Origin of the sequence: Vibrio sp. Of7-15 (assembly GCF_022347565.1) — a bacterium.
GTDB lineage: Bacteria > Pseudomonadota > Gammaproteobacteria > Enterobacterales > Vibrionaceae > NORP241.
Genome location: NZ_JAKRGH010000011.1, coordinates 108084 through 129156 on the forward strand (window position 1 = coordinate 108084; position 21073 = coordinate 129156).

Consider the following 21073-nt stretch of genomic DNA (forward strand, 5'->3'; position numbering starts at 1 on the left):
CGTAAGTCCAAATGGAAAAGATCACTTTATGTGTATTTTTTCGCACAAAGAACCCAATACTTGTTCAAGTTGCATAAATTCAAGCTGATAAACAAACTTCTCTTTTTCATTCAATGAAAGAGGAACAATTTCCAATAAACGAGCGTATACCCATTCAGCATAGTTAAGATAGTGCGTTTGGTATAAGCGGCTCAGTTCACGATTATTCAAAAAAACATTTTCCAAAATTACGGCAAGTGAAGAGTGGACTTCGGTCAGGGAATGAACGTGATGACAATAAAAACTCAATGGATCATGATTACATGACCAATGAGGAAGCGTTGTTGCTGTTGCGACTAATATGCCTTTCTTCTGGGTTTGGAAGTCTGACAGCATCACCATTCTTAGTCCCAAAACATCAATGGTGAGAATACCATCGCTGCCCAGCCCAAAATCCACAATTTGAACATGCGTCCCCCATTTGGGTTCAACAATCTCTTCTTCATTTTGACGAAGGGTAATAATAAAGCCATTGCTTTTTGTGGCCTCGGTGATCATGGATAGAGCGCTCGGCTCGAAGATACGTAATCTCTGTACGCCACCAGCCAACATAAAAATGGGGAGTGGAAACACAGGAAACTGATCACATTGAGCTTGGTCATCATTAGACTTATCACTAGTCACAGGCGTATTCTCGTTACGTTCGATAATGGTTATACGTAACAACAATTCAATTCGATCATTTTTAAGCACTATTTTCTTATTCGGCTATTTTCCACTTAGCCCTGCCACAAAATGTAAATAAATCGTTACAAAATATAAAAAATCAATAATTCGCCAAGTACTGATATCGTGACTATAAATAAAGGCGCATATAAATCTAAGATGCTAATTATAAACACAATAAACTTAATTTTATAAAAAACCGTTATCACAAGGAGTGAATAATGAGATCATTACTGGTTGGTTCAATGCTTGTATTTGCAAGTGCTACATACGCAGAGCAAGAGCCTTCTTATTGGATTACCTTAGGATCAGATGCCACTGATGCTGCCATTGAAGCGGGCTTTGTCCAGCCGTTGTTAAATTTTGGCTTGACCAATACATCCCCCGTGACCGTTAACAAGGTCAATGCCAGCGAGCTAGCCAACCTTTCACAGATGATGCACACAAAATACAACCGTTGTGGCGGTTATATGGTCCATGAAACACTGGCCAGTGCGATGGCTGCCAGTGAGCAACCTCTTGCTCTTCAATCTTTTCACATTCCCCCTATTGAGCAGCAAAATAAAGTTTACCCTTTATTACAACAGCTCAACGCTAACGAAATTACGTCCACCATCACCACGCTGTCGAATTTCACAAACCGATTTTACACCACCCCAACTGGCGTTGAAGCGTCGAACTGGCTTGCGCAACATTGGCGAAGCTTAGTACAGCACTTACCTTACGCCCGTGTAGAACAATACAGCCACTCAGGTTACCCGCAAAAGTCGGTGATTTTAACGATAGACGGCTCAGAGGCCAGCGATGAAATCGTGATTGTCGGCGGTCACCTTGATTCCACCATCGGTTCTTCAACAAGCACCCATAGTGTGGCTCCCGGCGCAGATGATGATGCCTCCGGTATCGCATCAGCCACCGAAGTCATCCGGGTTTTAGCACAAAGTGGCACACAGCCTAAACGAACCATCAAGTTCATGGGCTATGCCGCAGAAGAAGTGGGACTACGCGGTTCACAAGACATTGCGAACAACTATAAAAGCCAAGGAAAAAACGTCATCGCCGCCTTACAGCTTGATATGACCAACTACCCAGGCTCTGCGGATGATATTACCTTCATGCAGGATTATACCGATAGTAACCTCACTCAGTATTTGACCAAGCTTATTGATCATTACACACCTGAGATTTCATACGGCTTTGATAATTGTGGTTACGGATGTTCGGATCATGCGTCATGGCATCGTGCGGGATTTCCTGCGGCCATGCCATTTGAGTCACGATTTAGTGAATACAATCCGCACATCCATACGCCGCACGACACCTTAAGCAACTCCGATCAAAGTGGTCAGCACGCGTTAAAGTTCAGTAAATTAGCATTAAGTTATGCCATTGAATTGGCCAATGCCTCAGGGGGAAGCAGCACGCCGGAGCTAAGTGATGGCGTACCCGTCACAGGGCTAGCTGGAAGCCGAGGTTCACAAATGCAATACACATTTACAACGACAGATTATCGCAACGTGAATGTAAAAACCGTCGCTGAAACCGCCAGTTTAGGGGATGTGGATTTATACGTGAAGTTTGGGCAACCAGCCACGCTGAATAATTATGATTGTCGTCCGTACCGCAATGGCAACAATGAAACATGCAGTTTTACCAATAAAGGGCCTGGCACCTACTACATCATGTTAAATGGCTACCGTGATTATGACAAAGTCACCCTCATAGCCAACTCTCAGTAATAATTTACTGTCTCTATAACCACAGTAACGTGTAAATAAGTAGCAGCTATATCTATGGCTGCTACTTCCTTACACACAGTATTAAACCCTATTTGTCTTTTGCATGAATCACGATCGGCGTTGGGCTTTCTTCCCGCTCTTCTAAATAGTGTACCGCTCTATTGCGACCATAATCTTTGGCTTTATATAAAGCGACATCCGCATATTTAATTAACTCGGTTTGTTCGACTCGGCTATCTGGGTACGTAGCAACTCCGATCGACACCGTCACTTTGCCTAACGATAATCCTTTTAAGCTTAAATGTAGCTCTTCGACATTGGCGCAGATGGTAGCCGACAATTCCATGGCTTGCTGTGCATTAAGCCCAGGCGCAATAATCGCCAGCTCCTCCCCGCCTAACCGGCACACCACGTCGTCTTCACCAATGGTATTGATCAATACGCCGCTGATTTCTTTCAACACATAATCGCCAGCATCGTGACCAAAATTATCGTTAAAACGTTTAAAGTGATCCAAGTCCAACATTAAAAGTGACATTGGTACACTGTCACGTTTTGCCACCATTAACAACGAGTCAATCGATTCTTCAAAGTAACGACGATTGAATAACCCCGTTAACGGATCGCTCAGCGCTTGTGATCGGAGCTTTTCTTGCAAGCTCAAATTGGCTAACGCTAACCCCAAATGTTCAGCGACAGTAAAAGCAAGCTGTCTGGTGTCTGAATCTACGATGGTATTTTTATCACCAAAATACAGGTGCAACATGCCAATGGTATTACCATGAGCCGTCAGTGGAATACATAACGTCTGATCCTCTCCCGTTGCCGCCATGTGAGCACATGGCAAGCTGTGGTACTGATCATTGGATAAATGGTGCTTACCACGCCTTAACGCCCAACACTCATCCGGAGAGTAACTCATGGCAGCTGGCCAGCTCTTTCCCCAGTCAAGTTTAATAGACAACTGATTTCTAGAAGCACGCATTAACGCAACACTGCCGTTTACGTGTCCTAAAATGCGCGGAATGATGTCTTCCACCACCTTTTGCGCTTCATGCAAAGAATTACATGCCGCCAGCATATTGGCCAAACGGTGCAACAATTCAATTTCAAAAGTGCGTTGTTGAATGCGCTCTTCCTGAAGCGCCTGCTCAGCCAGCACATGGTTTTCAATACGACGATGGCTCAATACGGTTGTAATGAGTAGGATGATTACACTCAGCACCATTAAAATGACCAAAATCGACATCAACTCAGACGACATCGACACCAATAACGTCATCGGCATCGAAAGGCGGATAACATAGGTGGTATTCTCAATTACTGTGGTTCGAGCCACATACAGCATATTCACTTGCAAGGTATTGCTATACCGAATGTCAAAACCATAGCCACTGTCAACGGCGGCCATGATTTCGGTTCGATTTGCATGATTATCCAACGTGGATAATTCACGGTGCGATAACGAGGTATCCCCCAACACAATTCCGTCTAGGCTAATGATTGAGATGCGCCTTTCCGTTGAAGCCTGAGATAAATGGCTCAGATAATCGGCAACGCCTTCAATATTTAACGCTTGAAAATCAGGTTTATCTTCCTTAACTTGATAAATTACGTCCTCTAACAAACCATTTAGATAATTCTGCATGGTGTCGTTCACCCATCTTTCGATAGTCGTATTAAATACGTAAAGTCCCCCAACCATTGAAATTACTAACATGATCACCGGCAAATAATGCCACTTCTTGTCTACTTTTACGGTCATCCTGTCCTCGCAGCTATCCTAAAAAATACGGGCTTTGAAAATAATGAGAAGGATTCATTCATCTCATTCCAACACCTATTCTTATTTCCGCTTAAACACCCGGCTTTGGCTGTTGCAATTCTACGATTGTTAAACATCAAGCAAGCGATACGTCAATAAGCTAACAAATAAGTTAATAAAACTCCTTTCATATGTCGATGGATTTTGCTCAAAACTCCCACTTCGCTATCAAATATAAGATACAGCGCCCCATAAATAAGTGCATTACCAACGATCACCATCATGTTCTTCACCTGCCTCACAGCGCAAATCACCTTCAGGCGAAGCAAAGACCTACCTAAAATGTGGTTGAATACCGAAGGCAATAAGACTATCGTGCCGCCATCGGAAGAATGAGATAACGATTAGCATTGCGTTTTTAGCTACATCAGTCATCAGGACTCCACTGTTACTGCCCTTTAGGGTTTATTACTTGCTCTGGATTTACGTTCCAGCCCGCAAAAGGAAAGAAAATGTCTCAATATGTCGTATGTGCGTTGTACAAGTTTGTCAGCTTAGAAAACTTCAAAGAACTCCAAAAGCCGCTTCACTCCTTTATGGAAGAGCACAACATTCGCGGCACCCTATTACTGGCTCATGAAGGGATTAATGGCACCGTCGCTTCTACCCGTGAAGGGATTGATGCCCTACTGGCATGGTTCAAACAAGATGAACGTTTAGCTGATGTGGTTTATAAAGAATCTTATGACCAAGAGCAACCTTTCAACCGAACTAAGGTAAAGCTGAAAAAAGAAATCGTCACCATGGGTGTCGAAGGCATTGACCCTCTGCAAGTGGTTGGCTCATACGTAAAACCAAAAGACTGGAACGACCTAATCTCCGATCCTGAGGTCGTGGTTGTTGATACCCGTAACGATTATGAAATTGAAATTGGTACGTTTAAGCATGCGATTAACCCTAAAACAGACACGTTCCGTGAATTCCCAGAGTACGTCGAGCAAAACCTAGATCCAGAAAAGCATAAAAAAGTCGCGATGTTTTGTACTGGCGGTATTCGCTGTGAAAAATCAACAGCCTACCTAAAAGAGCAAGGGTTTGATGAGGTGTATCACCTTGAAGGCGGTATTCTTAAGTATTTAGAAGAAGTCCCACAAGAAGAAAGCTTATGGGAAGGTGAATGTTTTGTTTTTGACGGCCGTGTTGCCGTTGACCACCAGCTGAATAAAGGGCAATACTCCATGTGCAGTGCGTGTCGCCTTCCAATTACTGAAGCCGATATTCAGCATGAAAAATACGAGCAAGGCGTAAGCTGTGGCCGTTGTTACGATAAACACACCGAAGAGCAAAAAGCACGCTTCCGCGAACGCGAAAAACAAGTCCGATTGGCCAATGAACGCGGTGAGCAACACGTAGGTGGTGATGCCGATAAAGTCATCGCCGCTCGCCGAGAAGAAAAGCTAAAACGTAAAGAGCAACAGCGTCAAGCCAAGCAAAAATAACCGCTGAATAAACCGCTATTCATATTCATCACAAAGCCTGCCAGATACATTGGCAGGCTTTTTAGTTTTGTTTATCTCGTTTACTTTAAAAGCGTATCTAGAGCTTCAAATAAACGATCAATCTCCGCTTTCGTATTGTAATGCATCATGCCAATACGCAAAATCCCGCCTTTGTCGGTGATCTTGAGCGCATCCGTTAGCCTGTCGGCATATAAATGACCACTCCAAGTATAGATTTCTTGTTCGCCTAAATGCGCTGAAACCTCTGCTGGTGAAAAATCATCAAATCGCAGAGCAAAAGTCGCGGTACGATTTTCAACCTCTTGCATGCCATAAAGCGTCACACCTGATAGCGCTTGCAGCTTACTCAAAAAGTACTCGGTCAATGAACATTCATATTGGTGAATATTGTCATAAGCCGATTCAAGTTGTGCCCTTAGTGTTTTCCCTTCGCCAAGAGACGCTAAGTAATCAATGGCTTGTGAAAATGCCGACAGCGCTTCAAAGTTAAGTGTGCCCGTTTCCCAACAGTTCGGCGCATACGTCGGTGCTGGCTCCACCTTATAAGGCACCAACGATTCTAGGTGCTCTTTACGGCCATACATCACCCCAAGGTGCGGGCCAAAAAACTTGTAAGCCGAGCCAGCAACAAAATCAGCACCTAGCTCTTTGACATTAACAATCTGGTGGGGCAGCAAGTGAACCGCATCAATAAAGGCCATAGAACCATTCGCTTTGGCACGCTGAACCACAGCCTCAATATCAACCATGGTCCCTGACAGATTACTGGCGGCCGTCACCGCCACTAAGCGTGTTTTTTCATTTAACAGCTCATCCAATTTACTTAAATCAAGCTCACACGTGTCACCAATAATAGGTAAATAATGCACTTTCACACCGCGATCTTTAGCGGCCATGGCCCATGAAGATCGGTTAGAACCATGATCAATATCACTCAAAATAATTTCATCACCCGCCTGCCACGTTTGGCTAATGGCGCGGCTAAAGTGAAACACCATGGAAGTCATGTTCGCGCCGAACACAATTTCATCTTTCGATTCCGCCCCAAACAGCGTCGCCCCTTTTTCACGGCAGATATTCACAAGATCAACGGTGTCACGGCTCACGGAAAATTGACCACCAAGGTTAGAATTCCCTTGCTGAAGGTATTGAGCATACGCACCAATCACTTGTTCTGGTAACTGAGTGCCACCAGGCCCATCAAAATACACTGGACTTTGCTCATTTCTTAGCGCCATCAACGCTGGAAATTGCTGTCTCAGTTCAACAACATTGGAATCATTAAGCGGTAAAAACGAAGACATCACGAATTCCTTTTTCGTCAGATAAGTTAGATAATGTTTCTGAAATATGATGGAAATAACGAGCATCATCGAGGATCACAAACTGATTCTCTTCCAATACCGTATTTAAGTGAGGGTGTTGCTCTACAGGGGAGGCAAAAATTTGTGTAAACCCGCCTGAAATATTCTTTCTCTGTACACAAAAAATCCCGACAAAACGGTAACCATCTTGATGAATACCTTCAGGGGCAGGAGCACTGGTGATCCCGTCACTACACGTTACACGAATTTGGTGAACATCGACGATAGATTCATCCAAATCTACTTTGGTTCTTTCAATAAATGACGCTAATAAATGCTTAAACTCAGGCGTCGCGACCATGTCATCATCCATTGGTCCAAAATGACGCTCCACATCACCCACCACACGGTTAAATTCTGATGACTGAATGAACGAGCTATGCGGCAAACGCTCTACACCATTCTCAAAAGCTTGAAAACGAGCATAAGAACGAAAACGATGATCACTGTCTACAAAGTCATCACACGGCAGATCATCAAAATAGCCAGCTAAGTTTTGTGCGACTTGATCCGGCGTCTGAAAAGCTTCAATCAAAAATTTATTTTGCATTTATTTTTCCTCATTCCATGCTGTGAAAACTGGCCGCTTAAATGTTAACACCCTGTTAACTTAAATTTATTATGCTGTAGAATTTAATATATGCAATATATGAAGCTAACTTCGACATTAGATACCAGAATTTAATCCCAAACACCTCTGAGATTAGATAATAAATCCAGATTAATGTTAATTTTTGGTTATTTACTTCCCAATCAAGACCTAATTTAGTATTACAGACTATAAATATGAGCTAAGTCTAAGTTTTCACCACTCACTGCGTTCTTTTACTTACTGTCACTTTTAACTATTACTTTTTATTTCATAAATATTCGACCCACTTCAAAAACCAATGGAATTTCCTAAAGAAGTGTAATTTTATCCTTACAATTCAATCACCTCTTAATTATCCGTTCACCATGGCCTTGGGTTGATGGTATCTATTTGCAAGGATTATGATTCTTGGCAAATTTATAATTGAAAGGATGCTTTATAAGCCATGCCATTATCTCAAACAGATCAAAAAACCATTGATGACTTTTACCAACAATGTAAAGGCCTGCAATACACTAACCTGGGCTACCCTGTCGCAGCTGACTTTAACTACCAAGACCTTGATAAATTTTGGCAGTTTTCGATAAACAATTGTGGGGATTGGGCCAAAGAGTCCAATTACCGCTTGAACACATTCAAATTTGAAAAAGAAGTCATGGCCTACTTTTGTGACAAATTCCGCATTTCATTTGAAAAATCTTGGGGGTATGTCACTAATGGGGGGACAGAAGGAAACATGTATGGCTGCTATTTAGCGAGAGAACTCTTTCCTAAAGGTATTTTATATTTTTCAAAAGAAACCCACTACTCCGTTGCTAAAATTGTCCGTCTGCTTCGAATTGAACACAGAGTAATTAACAGCCAACCTAACGGCGAAATAGACTATGTGGATTTAAAAAAACAGCTCAAGTTAAATGGGCAAGCTAACCCCATTATTTTTGCCAACATTGGCACCACCATGCATGGTGCCACCGATGACATTGCACAAATCCAACAAATCCTGACCGATCTGAATTTTAAACGCGAAGACTACTACTTACACGCCGACGCAGCCTTTCATGGCATGATCCTCCCTTTTGTCGATCAGCCACAACCTTTTACATTTGAAGATGGCATTGACTCGGTGTCGGTATCTGGCCATAAAATGTTGGGGGCACCAATACCTTGCGGCATCGTGTTAACCAAAAAAGCTTATGTCGAAAATATCAGTGTTGAAGTTGATTATATTGCCGCTGTCGACAAAACCATTACTGGCTCACGTAACGGCATTACCCCGTTATTTCTGTGGAAAGCCATCAAAAGTAGCTCTGAAGAAGAAAAAGAACTCAGAGTTAAACGCTGTTTAAGGTTAGCTGACTACGCTGTTGAACGCTTACAACAAAAAGGAGTGCCAGCATGGAAAAACAGCAACTCCATTACGGTCGTATTTCCAACGCCTTCCGAGCATGTTTGGAGAAAATATGGACTGGCAAGCTCTAATAAATACACCCACCTCATTACAAGTGCGCATGTGATCGAGCATAGAGATCTTCTTGATCAACTCATTGATGACATTGCATTAGATATTTGTGAAACGGCCGAAGTGGACTAAAAACTAGCCTCCGACTCGTATCGGAGGCCATTACTTTCACATTTGCACGTAAGTTTGAATTGGCTCTGTTTTTTTGCATTTATTCACGATGCGTTTTGATCACACTCAAAGCGTTGTTTTAACCTTTACCCCAAGGTTTAATAACAAAAAATCAATTTGTGAGATTCTTATTATTGAGTTTAGCACTCATCATCACTCCCGCTTCGGCAATGAGAGTCGTTGGTTTCTATTCTGAATGGGCAGTTTATACACCTAACTACCACGTATCTGACATTCCGGCCAATAAACTCACCCATGTCGTTTATGACCACATTATTTTAACCGAAGATGGTCGTTTACAGGTTCATGATGATCATGCCGCGTTAGCCCTTGTTGATCATAACCACCGACTTTCACACACTGGTAACCTCGCCCAGTTAGCCGAATTAAAACAAATGTATCCTCATTTATCGGTTTTATTTAGCATTGGCGGATGGAATAAATCATCCGCATTCAGTGACGCTCTTTCTGATCCTACACGCCGGCAAACTCTAGTTGAAAATATTAACCACTTCGTCGAAAAATACCGAGCTGACGGAGTAGTTATCGATTGGCGATTTATTGGTCTAAAACGAAAAGATCATATGATCAGCCGCGATAACGACGCAGACAACTTATTAGCCTTACTCAAAGCGCTGCGCGAAAGTAATCGTAACTTAGAAATCACCGTCACGTTCCCAATCTGGCAACAAGGGATCCAACGATTACCAGCTTTGGAGATATCTCATTATGTGGATTTTATTAACTTATTAAGTATTGATATGAGCGGTTATTGGCAAAATAGCACGGCTCATGCTTCCCCTCTATTTTCTAAACAATCAGCATCTTCTTATGACTCTGTCAGTGTAAATTCAGGAGTGCAAACCTTGCTCGAGATGGGGGTTCCTGCCAATAAAATTCTGCTCAATATTTCCGCCATGGGAACCAGTTGGGGCGGAGTAACCTCAAAAAACAGTGGCTTGTACCAACCTTCTCACTCCATACCTCTAGGCAGTTTTGATCGTGCGGATCAGCCAACGACGGGGTTATTAGCCGGAAAAGACATTCTTTCTAAGCTATATCAAAACAACTATCAAATGAACTGGGACGAGAAAGCTCAAGCCAGTTATCTTTATAGCCCAACGGAACAAGCTGGGCACTTTATTAGCTTTGAAAGTCATCGCTCCTTAATATCAAAAATGAACTATATTCAGCAGCATAATTTGGCCGGAATTGGCGTTCAGTACCTATACGCTGATGAGTTTTTGATCGATGAAATTGAACACTTTTTATCAGCGCCCTCAAAACCTTGGATATCGAACAACCAAACCTATTACATGGCCCTGTTTGCTCTTTTTTGCCTGATTAGCTTCTGTCTACTGTGGCGAAAAAAACGACTTAGCAATAGAAACAACATCCATAACCAAGTTCAATCTGAGCTAGTGGATAAACAATCTGAGCAACTAAAACAATTGATGGATCAAGTCGCTCACCTATCGAACCAGCAATCAAATTTGGATGATCTCATTCAACAGTACAAAAATGATCGCTTTCTGTCAGATTTACTCATACCTGAACAACAAAGCTCTGAGCAAATTCAACACCTTATACAAACACTAAAACAGCAGTTTAGCGATCTCATTGCCAGCCCAGCTTTACTGGCTGAACTTCACAAAATATCCAGTCAACGATCCAAACTCAATTACATTAAAGGTGAACGAGGATATTCCGGTTTATACTGCACCCAAAACAAAGAGCCAGAGTACATTTATAGCCGATTACGACAAATCCTGTTTTATTATGATTTCTTACTACAAGTTCACCGTAGCTACCTCGTTAATAAAGAAAAAATCGAATACCTTTACCAAGATCATAAAGGAAAGTATTTTATTAAGCTCCAAGGAAATATAGAGATCCCCGTCGGTGGTCGCTACCTCGCTGATTTAAAAGAATATCAAAAGGCAGCATAACCACTCGCCTCGTGCTTAGCGATATTCATAAGGGTACATGACACGTATAAGTACGACACTAAACACGAGGCAAGGCTCACCGTTTTGACTCTGCCTTTAAGCTTTCTGCCATCACAGGTAGGATTGAATCTTGATGTAAATCATCAAACGTCATTTCCCAAGCAAATGCACCTCCCAGCCCCTGCTCTTTAGCCCATTCTAGTTTCTCTTTTACAGTACGAATATCATCAAATTGAATGAAATGGCCATCTTTCTTAGTCGGGTGATATAAATACGAGTTTTTAGATATATCATCCCAGCCTAGATAGTACCCTTCGTTTTTGTGGAGGGTAAGCGCATCACGATAAGAGATCACAGAATCGGCCTGAATAGTATTGTTGTGTTGCGCTAAGCCATTATTAAGATCAGGCACGTTACGCCAGCTAGAACCAAATAAAGGGATACCTAAATTAAGTTTATGACGTGGGACGCCAGCATTAACGTATTGCTCAATGCTCCACTGAACCGACAGTTGTGTGGCAAGTGGCTCTTCTATTCCCACTTGGTAATTGGGTAGCAAAGGGGCATTATGGAAAGTAAATGGGAACCAAGTACCATGATACAAATAGGTCATGATATTGACTTGATCAACATATTGATGAAATTGCGCTAAATCGATGTATTCCATCTGGTAAGCGGCAATAGGTAAATCCGCTGAAAGGGTATAATACTCGCCATCTTGAAGCCCCTTTTCATCCAGCTGGTAACGTAATTCTTTCAAAAGTGCGGTAAAGCCAAGCTGATCGTCTTTACTGCTTGGAAACTCCCAATCAATATCCACGCCATTAAAACCATATTGATCGATGAACGAAAGAATGGATTTCGCGAACGCTTGACGGTGAGCATGAGTCGACGCAGCTAAAGAAAAGTTGATACCTGCATGATCCACTTCGGCAACCGAAATCACCAAGCTCATATCAGGGTTATTTTCCTTTAACTTTTGATACTGATTTAAATGGCCAGTAAGCGGCGAGGATTCATAAACATAGCCTAAGTCAGCATACACATCGCCCACTTCAGCTAGGCCCTTCTGATTGACTATCGCAAAAGCATGAATGATCTGATTAACATCATTAACTGGAATGTCATCCATATCATAGGCCGCCTCGCCATCTCTGTATATGGCCCAACTGGTAAAAAAGCCACCAGCGCGCCTTTCTGCACAAGGTTGACCATTGACTAACAAATTAAATGGCTTGTCCATATTCATCGAGCTGATCTCTACTCCTACCGTCATGGTTTCCCCGGGCATAAGATCACGATTCCACGCTTGGCTTAACACATTAAATCGATTGCCATTTTCGAATTTTTGAATAGTGTTTAGAGTCGCATTCCATACCTGATCCAGTTCAAAATTACCTTCAAACGACACATCAATCTTGTGAATAGGCTTGGAGTCTAAGTTTGTTAGTGCAATCTCTCCCGTATACCCCCCATTCCACTCAGTGTTCACTTTAAAATCTAACTGACATTGGCGGTATTCACTGTTATCTAAATGGCCTAACGAAGGTACTTGTGCCTGACTCATACTGGCAAAACCTAAACCTATCGCGCTGACGATGAGTTTTTTTTTCACTAATGAAGACATAAACATTGTCATAAGTAGTCCTATGTTTGTTGATTGATTTTTATCCGCAAGGTGATGCCGACAAAAATAAACTGACATAGGACTTCTTAATTAAATAGCCCAAGGAGTGAGTGGCCTCACTAAAAATGACTCTATTCCCATAAATAAAGGCTTGGAGCACACAAAGTATTTATGATGTTTTCATCAATTTCGGTATAAATTGGTAGAGCCACTGATGAAAAACAATAGATTAAGGCATTGATTTAATGAAAATAATTAATCATTTCGTGAAAATTCCGTTTAAAACGTCAAAAATGGAGCCTATATTAAAATTTCCCTTACCCAGTCCACAGCAGCTACTTTCCATCCCACAATTAAACAGAGAGCGTTTAAAAAATTAAAATGCTTTCACTATATTGTAATAAGAAGTACAGCTTCGAAGAGGAGCAAGAAAAATTACCCAAAAAAAGAAAGGCTATCGCTTAAAATCCATGCTTAGACAAAATGGCTTCAATGGTCCCATCTGTTTCCATGCTTTTAAAACTATGATTAAAATCACTAAGCGCATTCTCATGGTATTGCGACTGATGAGAAATTAAAATATACAGCTTTTGCGAAATCAAAGGGATCTCTGACATTTGTACACGACTTTGTTCTGAGAAATGATTTTCTTCCAAGATCATGTTAATGACCTTTTTCGAACCTACCAGAATATCAATACGTCCTTTAAGCAAAAGTAAAACATTAGACTCCACATTATAGTTTCCAATTTTATTCAGATAATTTGCACGCTCAAACTCATCGCCATAATTGTAGCCTTTCACAACCCCTATTTTATAGTTCACCAGGTCTTGTAACTCTCGGTACTGAATTTCGCGATCTTTAAGCCAAAAAAAATGCAGTTGATCTTCCGTAATTGGTAAAGAATAATGAAAATACTCTTCTCTCTGGTGAGTATGATAAGCACCTAATATCCCATCATAAATGCCTTTTTGGGCTAACGTCATTGCTCTTTCCCAAGGGACAAATTTAATTTGACAGTCGTATCCAGCACGGTGGAAAGCTTCTTTGGTTATTTCAGCCAAAAAGCCTTGTTGTTTAAGGTGACGACTGTAGTAAGGGGCCCACTCATCCGTAGCAAGAACAATGGTTTTTTCTTTTGAAGCAGCAGGGATTGAAAACAAGAATGAAAAAAGTTGAAAAGAAAAGACACTAAGAATCCAGAACCGCTTCGTACTCATATGGCCTACCTCGAAATACTCTTATGTATTCAAAATAGCGCAATAATAAGGTAACGACTAGGTGCATAAGCCACCAGTTTACACACCCGCTGGTGGCTCCATCTAAAATTAATCAATAAAACGTGTAATCACACAAAATTAACCAACGCGCCAGAGATGCCTTTCGTAGCAAATATATTATTACCTAAAACATCACTGTGATGGCGGTTAATCGCCGTTCCGTAATCATTGTTGATCCCCGGAAAGTTAAAACGATAAGTCGGTATCCCCATCCAAGACTCGCGTTTTTGGCCAATACGATCTTTACTACTCCACAAAATTCGATTTTTCATGGTGTAAGTTATACCATGCTGAGCTTCGTAATATTCGTGGTTAGTTTGAATTTGTTGATAACGTTCGAGAATACTTTCTTTCGACAAGTTAAGCATTGTGCTTTGTTTTAGCCGACTCCCCCAACCCGTTAATACTTTTTCCATAAAATCACGAGTAATAATACCTGGGCCAGTAAGTAGCTCATTGCCTTTTTTCCCACCGCTTGTATGAGCGTTACCAACAAGAGTGCCATGTCGTCCCGGCATGAAAGTGGTGTAATATTTAGTGGCTTTGTTTAATCTTGGCATACGAGCTTTGAATGCTAACGAACGCTCATCTTCGGCAAAGACACACACTATCTGTTTGACATTAGCACCTAAAGTTTTGTAATCGGTAAACGCATTCATTCCTCCTGGTACCGGATCACAAGCAAAAATATTGACTGGGATGTGTTTTAATTTTGGATCTTTTCGCATTCTGTTGGCCAGTTCAAAACAACTCACTCCCCCTCGACTCCATCCCACCATATTAACTTGGGTAATTGGGTTAGTAACACGCTCAGCAGCAATATTGGCGCGTTGTAACATCAGAGCGTGTCTGAGATCTTTTGCTAGCGCTTTGGCTTCATCCTGCCATTTTAAAAAAGCATCCGTTTTGCTAAAGTGCCAGAACCTTGCTTTTTCTTGTGGTCTTGAGGCGCTGAGCATGTCTTCTGCTCGGCTTTGATAATCGCCTTTGTCCATCCTATCACCACGCAAAACGCTCATGATATGGTTCATGTTACTGTCAATTCCTCGCCCTCCAAGAGTTCCCAACAGCGATCCATAAACATCGTCTTTTGAATGCTTCATCCATTCACTTCGATTGCCGCTTCCCACCCCATCAACTAACGCAAAATCCAGTAAATCCTGCCCTATCGCATTCTTGGCTAGCGTTGATATCAGCTCGCCATTAATGTAATTAGAGTGACTATGATCTTCAGAATGAGATCCCGTCCCACAAAAAAACACAGTAAAAATAGACATCCGTATCTCCATATTATCGTGTAAAAAATGACCCTAAGCCTATTAATATTATGTATAGATAGATTAAAGGCAAAAAATCAACCGATAACATTAGAGATAAAACGGACAAGACAAATACTGCGTAGTGCCACCGATAAAAATGACACTGTAACGAACTAAAGACGAAAAAATATGAAATGTATCAACAAGCTTAAAACTCTTTATTTAGCGGGCTAAACATCAAGATTTTTTCATTAGACTAATGGGAAATGGAGCCTGTGATGACACCTAAGAAATATGAGACAGATAGATTGATAAAGAAACTTGCTAAAGTATGTTGTCTGCGACAACACTTTATACATATTGAAAAGATTAAAAAATAAATGCATAACAAGTGGAAATAAAACTCGTTATGCACTCAATCAAAAAGACTATTGGTAAAGAGATAATAACTGGCTGAACCGGATATCTATCGTAAAATACGTTGCCGTATACATTGCCGCAACCAAAACGGTAGCAACACCAATAATTAATTTAGGAGACACCACTCTTTTTAGCGGTTTAGTGACATATTTTGCTTTAAGGTTAATTAGCTGAATATTTTCTTGTTCTGCTAAGCGATCGTCACGAATCAAACGATAAATCGTGTTCGCAATTTCAGCCACTTTCTCATCCCCGCGTTCAGCACGGCCATACTTACCCTTAAAACCTAATTGTAGTAATAAGTACAGAAATTCAATGACATGCCTGTATCGTTTGGGATCTTGCTTAAGGCGTTCTAGGATCACGTAGACTTTATCACCACCTGACGTTTCATTGTGAAACTCAGACAATAAACTCTGCTGACTCCAGTTGCTGTTTGCTCCCCACTCCTGACGACAAACAGCTTCATCAATAGCAGCACAAATACAGTAACGGATCACCAATACCGTCGCTCTATCGACTTCCATTTCATTAAGTTTGCGCTCGCCCTTTCTGATCTCGCGCTCCATTTGTTCCCGTAATGGCATAGGATCATCTAGCCAAGGAATGGAAGACATACAAGAAAGACTAGCAATTAGCCATGAAAACTGATCGACAAGAGGGTTAACACCAATCGATTCGATTTCAAGATGACTAAGGGCCAGATTTCGAGAGAGATCCGGAGCGGGCATAACCTCCATCGGCTTGCCCGGCTCAGGCTGAAATAAGACAATCGTTACATCATCATCTACTTGACTCATAAGCGAACAGCCCATAATTGCAATGATAAGTTAGCAAAATCACCAGCAACATGGACGGCAATGGCTGCCGAGTTTTTCAGAGCCTGCCACTCCTCGCTGGCTTTATCCAGCTCAAAGTAGGTATAACCAGCATGGTAAGGCAACTGGCGTGGCACAACAGGCATTGGAGTAAAGCTGATGCCTGGTAGCTGAAGGTTAATTAACTCACGAATATTATCAACAGAACCAATTTTAGTTTGAGACACAAAACGGGTATGAAGAATATCCAAAGATACATCAGCTTTAACAGCTAAGATAAAGGTTGTATTATCCACGAGCTTACTGTCTGGAATGGCAGCAATTCGGATTCCGTAATTTTGCTCTTTCAGAACCAGCGGAATGGCTCTTTGTTCCGACATAACGCTCAGCGTTGACTTAACTTCATGTAACATACCAGACATGCATTCAGTGAGATCCGCATGATTGTACTTTACAAAATCGCGAGGTCGACGACTTGCGGAACATAGCGTAGCGAGCTCACCTTCCGCCTGCAACAAAAATTGGTAGAAGGTTTCCGGGTGAACCCCTTCCGTTGTTGAAAAATGCCAGCATAAAGGTTCAAGTCTATTTAAAGCTTGCAATAACATGAAGTCGGCAACAGAAGAGACGCCTTGTTGGTCAACAACACCAAGACGCTGTACGATGGATTCCGCTCTGTGTCGTAACATAGACGCAAACTCAGTTGTGAATTTACTCAACACATCCGAGGCACGAATATCGATACACGTTGGAATAAACGTTTCATCAAGCATGACCGTACCGTCTGGCTTTACTTCTTCTATTTTTAAAATAGGGATAGAAGCATAAGAACTTTTATCTTCGTGCTCATACATTAAACGGAAGTTCAGCTTACCAACACTGATGCTTGTGGTGTCTTCACTGTCATAGCTTGAATCTGCTACTTCATGTAGGCATGGGGTATAACGAGCCCCCGATGAACTACCACCAAATAACTCCGCACGTTCAGACGGTAATGGGCAACATAAGTAAACCACTTTACCAACAATTGAAGAGTCAACATCACGTACATCAGGCACATCAGCAGTAAGAGGTAGCTCAAAAGAAGTACGATCGTGCAAAATACCTTCGGCATGAGTAATACCGATTTTGCCGAGTGACAGTAACTCTCGGTTAATTTCGATTTTCTTCACTCCCCAATACAGAGGTGAAGTAAAAGCATTCAATAAACCAGCATGTTTACTATGAAAACGATCGAGCTGTTGAAAGTGCTGGGGCTTCATGAACATCCCATCTTGCCAGACAACAGGGTTAAACAAAGACATACACTTTTCCCTTAAAAATAAACTTGCTCAATACCGCGTGTTGCATCTGAATGTAATTCACTGCCCTCGATATTAAGTTTTAGAAAATAACTGGTGCGCTCTTCTATAATTTGAACTTTACGCCATGCTGATCCATTAATATCACGAAACGCTACTGAAAACCCAAGCGCTCGTGTTGCAGGATCTAAGGTGATCAACTCAGTCAGTGATTGATCTGGCTGCAGCTCATACTCATATCGTTTGATGTATTCATCACCCAACGATGATTTGTCATTTTCAAAAAGAGCGAAGAAATCAAGGCTGCGGTATAAAATAGGCGAACTCAATTCGTGAATTCTTAAGATAACTGGAGATGATTGACCTCCTTCACGAACATTCAATATTGCGTCTGTGGTGATCACTAATTCAATTTCAGAGCTATCTGGAAACAAACCAGCAGAATCTTTAAATTGATCCCAAACACTACAGCCTTGAATCATGAATAATGTTGCTATTAATAATATGCTACGCATTTCCTACCTTCGATATTTTTTTATACTCTTCTTTCAAACGACGATCAAAATAGTCCTGATTTTTATCCGAAAAACCTTTTGAATTACTTTGAAAGTGTTGAGTATAAGATTGCCATAGCTTTTTCTTAGAAAGAAAGCGAGAGGTATTTTTAGAGTTTTCTTCAAATAAAATAGGATCGCACAGCTTACTTTGTTCATAGATAAGCTGAGCAGACGCTTCTTTTAAAGCGACTTCATGAAGTTCAACTTCTTCGATAACTTGTTCAACTAACTCTAACGGCATTAAAGCGTCTTGAGCATACAAATCGTTCATCACTTGAATAAGATCTTCAGGTAGCTGCTCTTTATCAAATTCTGTCTTTGATAAACGGCTCGCATTATGCAAGTCGTGGCTAAACTTCGCTAAACACAGTTTTAAACAACCTGCCATTTGCTCAAAAAACTCTTTCGTCATGAGTTTTTCATTGCCAACATCGCCACCTAGAGATTTAACGAACCCATGAACTAACTCACTGTACTGGCCTTGAGATAGAGTATCTGTTGAGTCCGTCTTATCGAACGCGTTACGTAAAGGCGTTTGTTGTTGCGTAAAAGGAGGAATAACTTCAGTCCCCCTAACACCACTAGGCTGATATGTTTCCGCTGGTGCTGGTTCTGCAACAGGCTCCGGCACTTCTTCCCAATTTGAAGGAATAAGCTGTTGAGTCGCATCCGGTTCACGATTGAGATCGTGCTTTATAACTGGCTCAGAATTGGGAATAACAGTATCAGCAGGCTTATCATCTAGAGATGGGGCAATCTCTTCAGTTTTTGATGGACCAGTACTCAACTCAAAATTAGGTACTGTGATGTCCTCTGGTTGTGAGGAGGTTTGCCAATCTTCTGGGATTAAATTGGGGATATCCATTTCAGAATAGATACTGTCGGTATCGTCTTGAATCTGCCTTTCATTTTGAATAACAATCGGCTCTTCAACTTTTTCGGGCTCTAAAAACGACACCTCTTCACGAGCTGAAAACCGCAGGTGTGCGATAGGATCCTCGGTATCAATGTCATCACCTTCTGTTTCAATGAACAGATCTTCAATACGCCCTGTCTCTTTAGGCGACTCTGGAGGCAGGTAATTATCTAAAGATGCTAGGGGATCTTGACTGTTCCCTTCAGGTGCAATGTCAGCGGCGATATTCGTGGCTGTTAATTTACTTTCGATTACCGCTGTTATTTCATAACGTCCCATCAAGATAACATCGCCATCATGAAGAGCAACAGGCTGGTTTTTCAGAATTTTGGTGCCATTAACGAACGTGCCATTGGTACTTACGTCGCTAATATAGAACATGCCGCCATAGGTAGTGATTAACGCATGAGTTCCTGAGATGTATTTATTATGATCGGCTAAATGAAAAGGGCAGCCAGAACTGCGTCCAATCGCACCGCCTGCCTCAGGCATATCAATATGCTTTTGGCCCGTATACTCTTCTGGACAATCAACAATATTAAATTTCAGTAGTTTTGAGCTCATGCTGACACCTAAAATAACAATGCAAAAGAAAGTTCAATACCACCTAAACCATCGTTCATTGGCTGGATATAAGAAACATTAGGGATTAGCTGTAAATGGGCATCAGGATTAGATCCAATTTTTATAACTGTACCAAGATTAAATACAGCACCAAATTCAAACTTAGATTCATCTTCTAATTGGTCGCCATATTTGAAACCGTCGGAATCAACAGGGAAGCGGTTACTGTACTGGCTATAACCAGCAGATAAACCAACACCGATATATGGTGTCAGCCACTCCAATGTACCAAAAGCATATTGTGGCACAAGGCGAAATTCTAAGTTTGATACTTCTTGGTAAACACCATTTTTAGGGGCTTCAATGTCAGTTGCTAGATAATTCAAGCCAAACCACCAACGCCAACGGTTACTATTTTCATCAATTGGACGAGTGTGAACTAACCCAAAACGCAATACGTCACCAGATCCAGTTTCTCCGGCGTCAATGGTTGTCCCGTCGAAAGATAGCTGCTGAAACGATGCACCGTATCTTTCCCCTTTTGCTAACGCGGGACTTGAAGCTGATAACACAATTAACGCCAAAAACCCTTTAAATAGTGACAGCTTCATATACATTATCCTTAAGTTGGTGCTGATACATCTGAACTGGATTAATGCGCGAAGATAGACACTCAATAGACATTTTTCAATATCAAGATGGTTCAAACATTAAAAACAATCGAAACAGCAATGACTTTAGTCATAACGACTAGGAAATAAGTGTATATGAAAGATAATTTATCAGCCGAATACCTTAAAGATGGAAATAAGATCTCATTATATATTTACATATAACCGCCAACCATGATGATTTTTTTGTGATCTTGCTTCCATTCAATTAGAATTAGTAAAAAAGATAGTCTATTGATATATTTTTAATTATATTCATCAATTATAGTACGGGAAAAGTGGTAAAACAGGTTGTTGTACTGTCAAGTTCATAACTATAAAATATAAAAAACAATACAAGATTGTGAATTATATAAAACCAATATTCACGATGAACTTCTTGTTTGTTGTCGCATA

16 protein-coding genes are annotated in these 21073 nt (G+C 41.3%); 4 read left to right on the plus strand and 12 right to left on the minus strand.

Features of this window, described 5'->3' with window-relative positions; translation table 11 throughout:
• Nucleotides 1-21: 21 nt before the first annotated feature.
• On the minus strand, nucleotides 22-732 hold the full coding sequence (locus MHO82_RS13470) for a hypothetical protein (RefSeq protein ID WP_239184472.1): 711 nt from the start codon (nucleotides 730-732) through the stop codon (nucleotides 22-24).
• Nucleotides 733-950: 218 nt separating this feature from the next.
• Between MHO82_RS13470 and MHO82_RS13475 the strand changes: the two genes are divergently transcribed.
• On the plus strand, nucleotides 951-2444 hold the full coding sequence (locus MHO82_RS13475; RefSeq protein ID WP_239184504.1) for a M28 family metallopeptidase: 1494 nt from the start codon (nucleotides 951-953) through the stop codon (nucleotides 2442-2444).
• Between the two features lie 88 nt (nucleotides 2445-2532).
• On the opposite strand, the gene MHO82_RS13480 is transcribed toward MHO82_RS13475, so the two are convergent.
• Nucleotides 2533-4209: a sensor domain-containing diguanylate cyclase gene (locus MHO82_RS13480; protein ID WP_239184473.1), complete on the minus strand. Its 1677-nt coding sequence runs from the start codon at nucleotides 4207-4209 to the stop codon at nucleotides 2533-2535.
• 512 nt (nucleotides 4210-4721) lie between these two features.
• Here MHO82_RS13480 and MHO82_RS13485 point away from each other — a divergent pair.
• A complete protein-coding gene (locus MHO82_RS13485) occupies nucleotides 4722-5708 on the plus strand; it encodes a rhodanese-related sulfurtransferase (protein WP_239184474.1) in 987 nt (328 codons plus the stop codon).
• An 80-nt stretch (nucleotides 5709-5788) separates the two neighbouring features.
• Here MHO82_RS13485 and MHO82_RS13490 read toward each other — a convergent pair whose 3' ends face one another.
• Nucleotides 5789-7033 carry a cysteine desulfurase-like protein gene (locus tag MHO82_RS13490; RefSeq protein WP_239184475.1) on the minus strand — a complete coding sequence of 415 codons (1245 nt, stop codon included), beginning with the start codon at nucleotides 7031-7033 and terminating at the stop codon, nucleotides 5789-5791.
• On the minus strand, nucleotides 7011-7643 hold the full coding sequence (locus tag MHO82_RS13495; protein ID WP_239184476.1) for a 2OG-Fe dioxygenase family protein: 633 nt from the start codon (nucleotides 7641-7643) through the stop codon (nucleotides 7011-7013). The genes MHO82_RS13490 and MHO82_RS13495 overlap by 23 nt, the downstream gene beginning before the upstream one ends.
• Nucleotides 7644-8130: 487 nt before the next feature.
• On the opposite strand from MHO82_RS13495, the gene MHO82_RS13500 reads away from it, so the two are divergent.
• Nucleotides 8131-9276, plus strand: coding sequence for a histidine decarboxylase (locus tag MHO82_RS13500; RefSeq protein WP_239184477.1), 1146 nt, complete (start codon nucleotides 8131-8133; stop codon nucleotides 9274-9276).
• Between the two features lie 173 nt (nucleotides 9277-9449).
• On the plus strand, nucleotides 9450-11264 hold the full coding sequence (locus MHO82_RS13505) for a glycosyl hydrolase family 18 protein (RefSeq protein WP_239184478.1): 1815 nt from the start codon (nucleotides 9450-9452) through the stop codon (nucleotides 11262-11264).
• 76 nt (nucleotides 11265-11340) lie between these two features.
• Here MHO82_RS13505 and MHO82_RS13510 read toward each other — a convergent pair whose 3' ends face one another.
• From MHO82_RS13510 to MHO82_RS13545, 8 genes are all read right to left on the minus strand, one after another.
• Nucleotides 11341-12903, minus strand: coding sequence for a glycosyl hydrolase family 18 protein (locus tag MHO82_RS13510; RefSeq protein WP_239184479.1), 1563 nt, complete (start codon nucleotides 12901-12903; stop codon nucleotides 11341-11343).
• A 449-nt stretch (nucleotides 12904-13352) separates the two neighbouring features.
• Nucleotides 13353-14111: a transporter substrate-binding domain-containing protein gene (locus tag MHO82_RS13515; protein ID WP_239184480.1), complete on the minus strand. Its 759-nt coding sequence runs from the start codon at nucleotides 14109-14111 to the stop codon at nucleotides 13353-13355.
• A 128-nt stretch (nucleotides 14112-14239) separates the two neighbouring features.
• Complete coding sequence (locus MHO82_RS13520) at nucleotides 14240-15448, minus strand: hypothetical protein (RefSeq protein ID WP_239184481.1); 1209 nt, start codon at nucleotides 15446-15448, stop codon at nucleotides 14240-14242.
• Between the two features lie 410 nt (nucleotides 15449-15858).
• Nucleotides 15859-16650, minus strand: coding sequence for a type IVB secretion system protein IcmH/DotU (icmH, locus tag MHO82_RS13525; protein ID WP_239184482.1), 792 nt, complete (start codon nucleotides 16648-16650; stop codon nucleotides 15859-15861).
• Complete coding sequence (gene tssK, locus MHO82_RS13530) at nucleotides 16647-17972, minus strand: type VI secretion system baseplate subunit TssK (protein ID WP_239184483.1); 1326 nt, start codon at nucleotides 17970-17972, stop codon at nucleotides 16647-16649. Before tssK ends, icmH begins: the two co-directional genes overlap by 4 nt.
• 11 nt (nucleotides 17973-17983) lie before the next feature.
• On the minus strand, nucleotides 17984-18484 hold the full coding sequence (gene tssJ / locus MHO82_RS13535) for a type VI secretion system lipoprotein TssJ (protein WP_239184484.1): 501 nt from the start codon (nucleotides 18482-18484) through the stop codon (nucleotides 17984-17986).
• Nucleotides 18477-20006 (minus strand): FHA domain-containing protein, encoded by a 1530-nt coding sequence (locus MHO82_RS13540; protein WP_239184485.1) that lies wholly within the window; start codon nucleotides 20004-20006, stop codon nucleotides 18477-18479. Before MHO82_RS13540 ends, tssJ begins: the two co-directional genes overlap by 8 nt.
• A gap of 8 nt (nucleotides 20007-20014) precedes the next feature.
• Nucleotides 20015-20617: a hypothetical protein gene (locus tag MHO82_RS13545; protein WP_239184486.1), complete on the minus strand. Its 603-nt coding sequence runs from the start codon at nucleotides 20615-20617 to the stop codon at nucleotides 20015-20017.
• Nucleotides 20618-21073: the final 456 nt, after the last annotated feature.

Coding starts and splice junctions, on each gene's coding strand:
- MHO82_RS13540 (WP_239184485.1), bottom strand. CDS start 20,006: ATGAGCTCAAAACTACTGAAATTTAATATTGTTGATTGTCCAGAAGAG.
- tssK (WP_239184483.1), bottom strand. CDS start 17,972: ATGTCTTTGTTTAACCCTGTTGTCTGGCAAGATGGGATGTTCATGAAG.
- MHO82_RS13510 (WP_239184479.1), bottom strand. CDS start 12,903: ATGACAATGTTTATGTCTTCATTAGTGAAAAAAAAACTCATCGTCAGC.
- MHO82_RS13485 (WP_239184474.1), top strand. CDS start 4,722: ATGTCTCAATATGTCGTATGTGCGTTGTACAAGTTTGTCAGCTTAGAA.
- MHO82_RS13495 (WP_239184476.1), bottom strand. CDS start 7,643: ATGCAAAATAAATTTTTGATTGAAGCTTTTCAGACGCCGGATCAAGTC.
- MHO82_RS13500 (WP_239184477.1), top strand. CDS start 8,131: ATGCCATTATCTCAAACAGATCAAAAAACCATTGATGACTTTTACCAA.
- MHO82_RS13480 (WP_239184473.1), bottom strand. CDS start 4,209: ATGACCGTAAAAGTAGACAAGAAGTGGCATTATTTGCCGGTGATCATG.
- MHO82_RS13520 (WP_239184481.1), bottom strand. CDS start 15,448: ATGTCTATTTTTACTGTGTTTTTTTGTGGGACGGGATCTCATTCTGAA.
- icmH (WP_239184482.1), bottom strand. CDS start 16,650: ATGAGTCAAGTAGATGATGATGTAACGATTGTCTTATTTCAGCCTGAG.
- tssJ (WP_239184484.1), bottom strand. CDS start 18,484: ATGCGTAGCATATTATTAATAGCAACATTATTCATGATTCAAGGCTGT.
- MHO82_RS13545 (WP_239184486.1), bottom strand. CDS start 20,617: ATGAAGCTGTCACTATTTAAAGGGTTTTTGGCGTTAATTGTGTTATCA.
- MHO82_RS13490 (WP_239184475.1), bottom strand. CDS start 7,033: ATGTCTTCGTTTTTACCGCTTAATGATTCCAATGTTGTTGAACTGAGA.
- MHO82_RS13475 (WP_239184504.1), top strand. CDS start 951: ATGCTTGTATTTGCAAGTGCTACATACGCAGAGCAAGAGCCTTCTTAT.
- MHO82_RS13515 (WP_239184480.1), bottom strand. CDS start 14,111: ATGAGTACGAAGCGGTTCTGGATTCTTAGTGTCTTTTCTTTTCAACTT.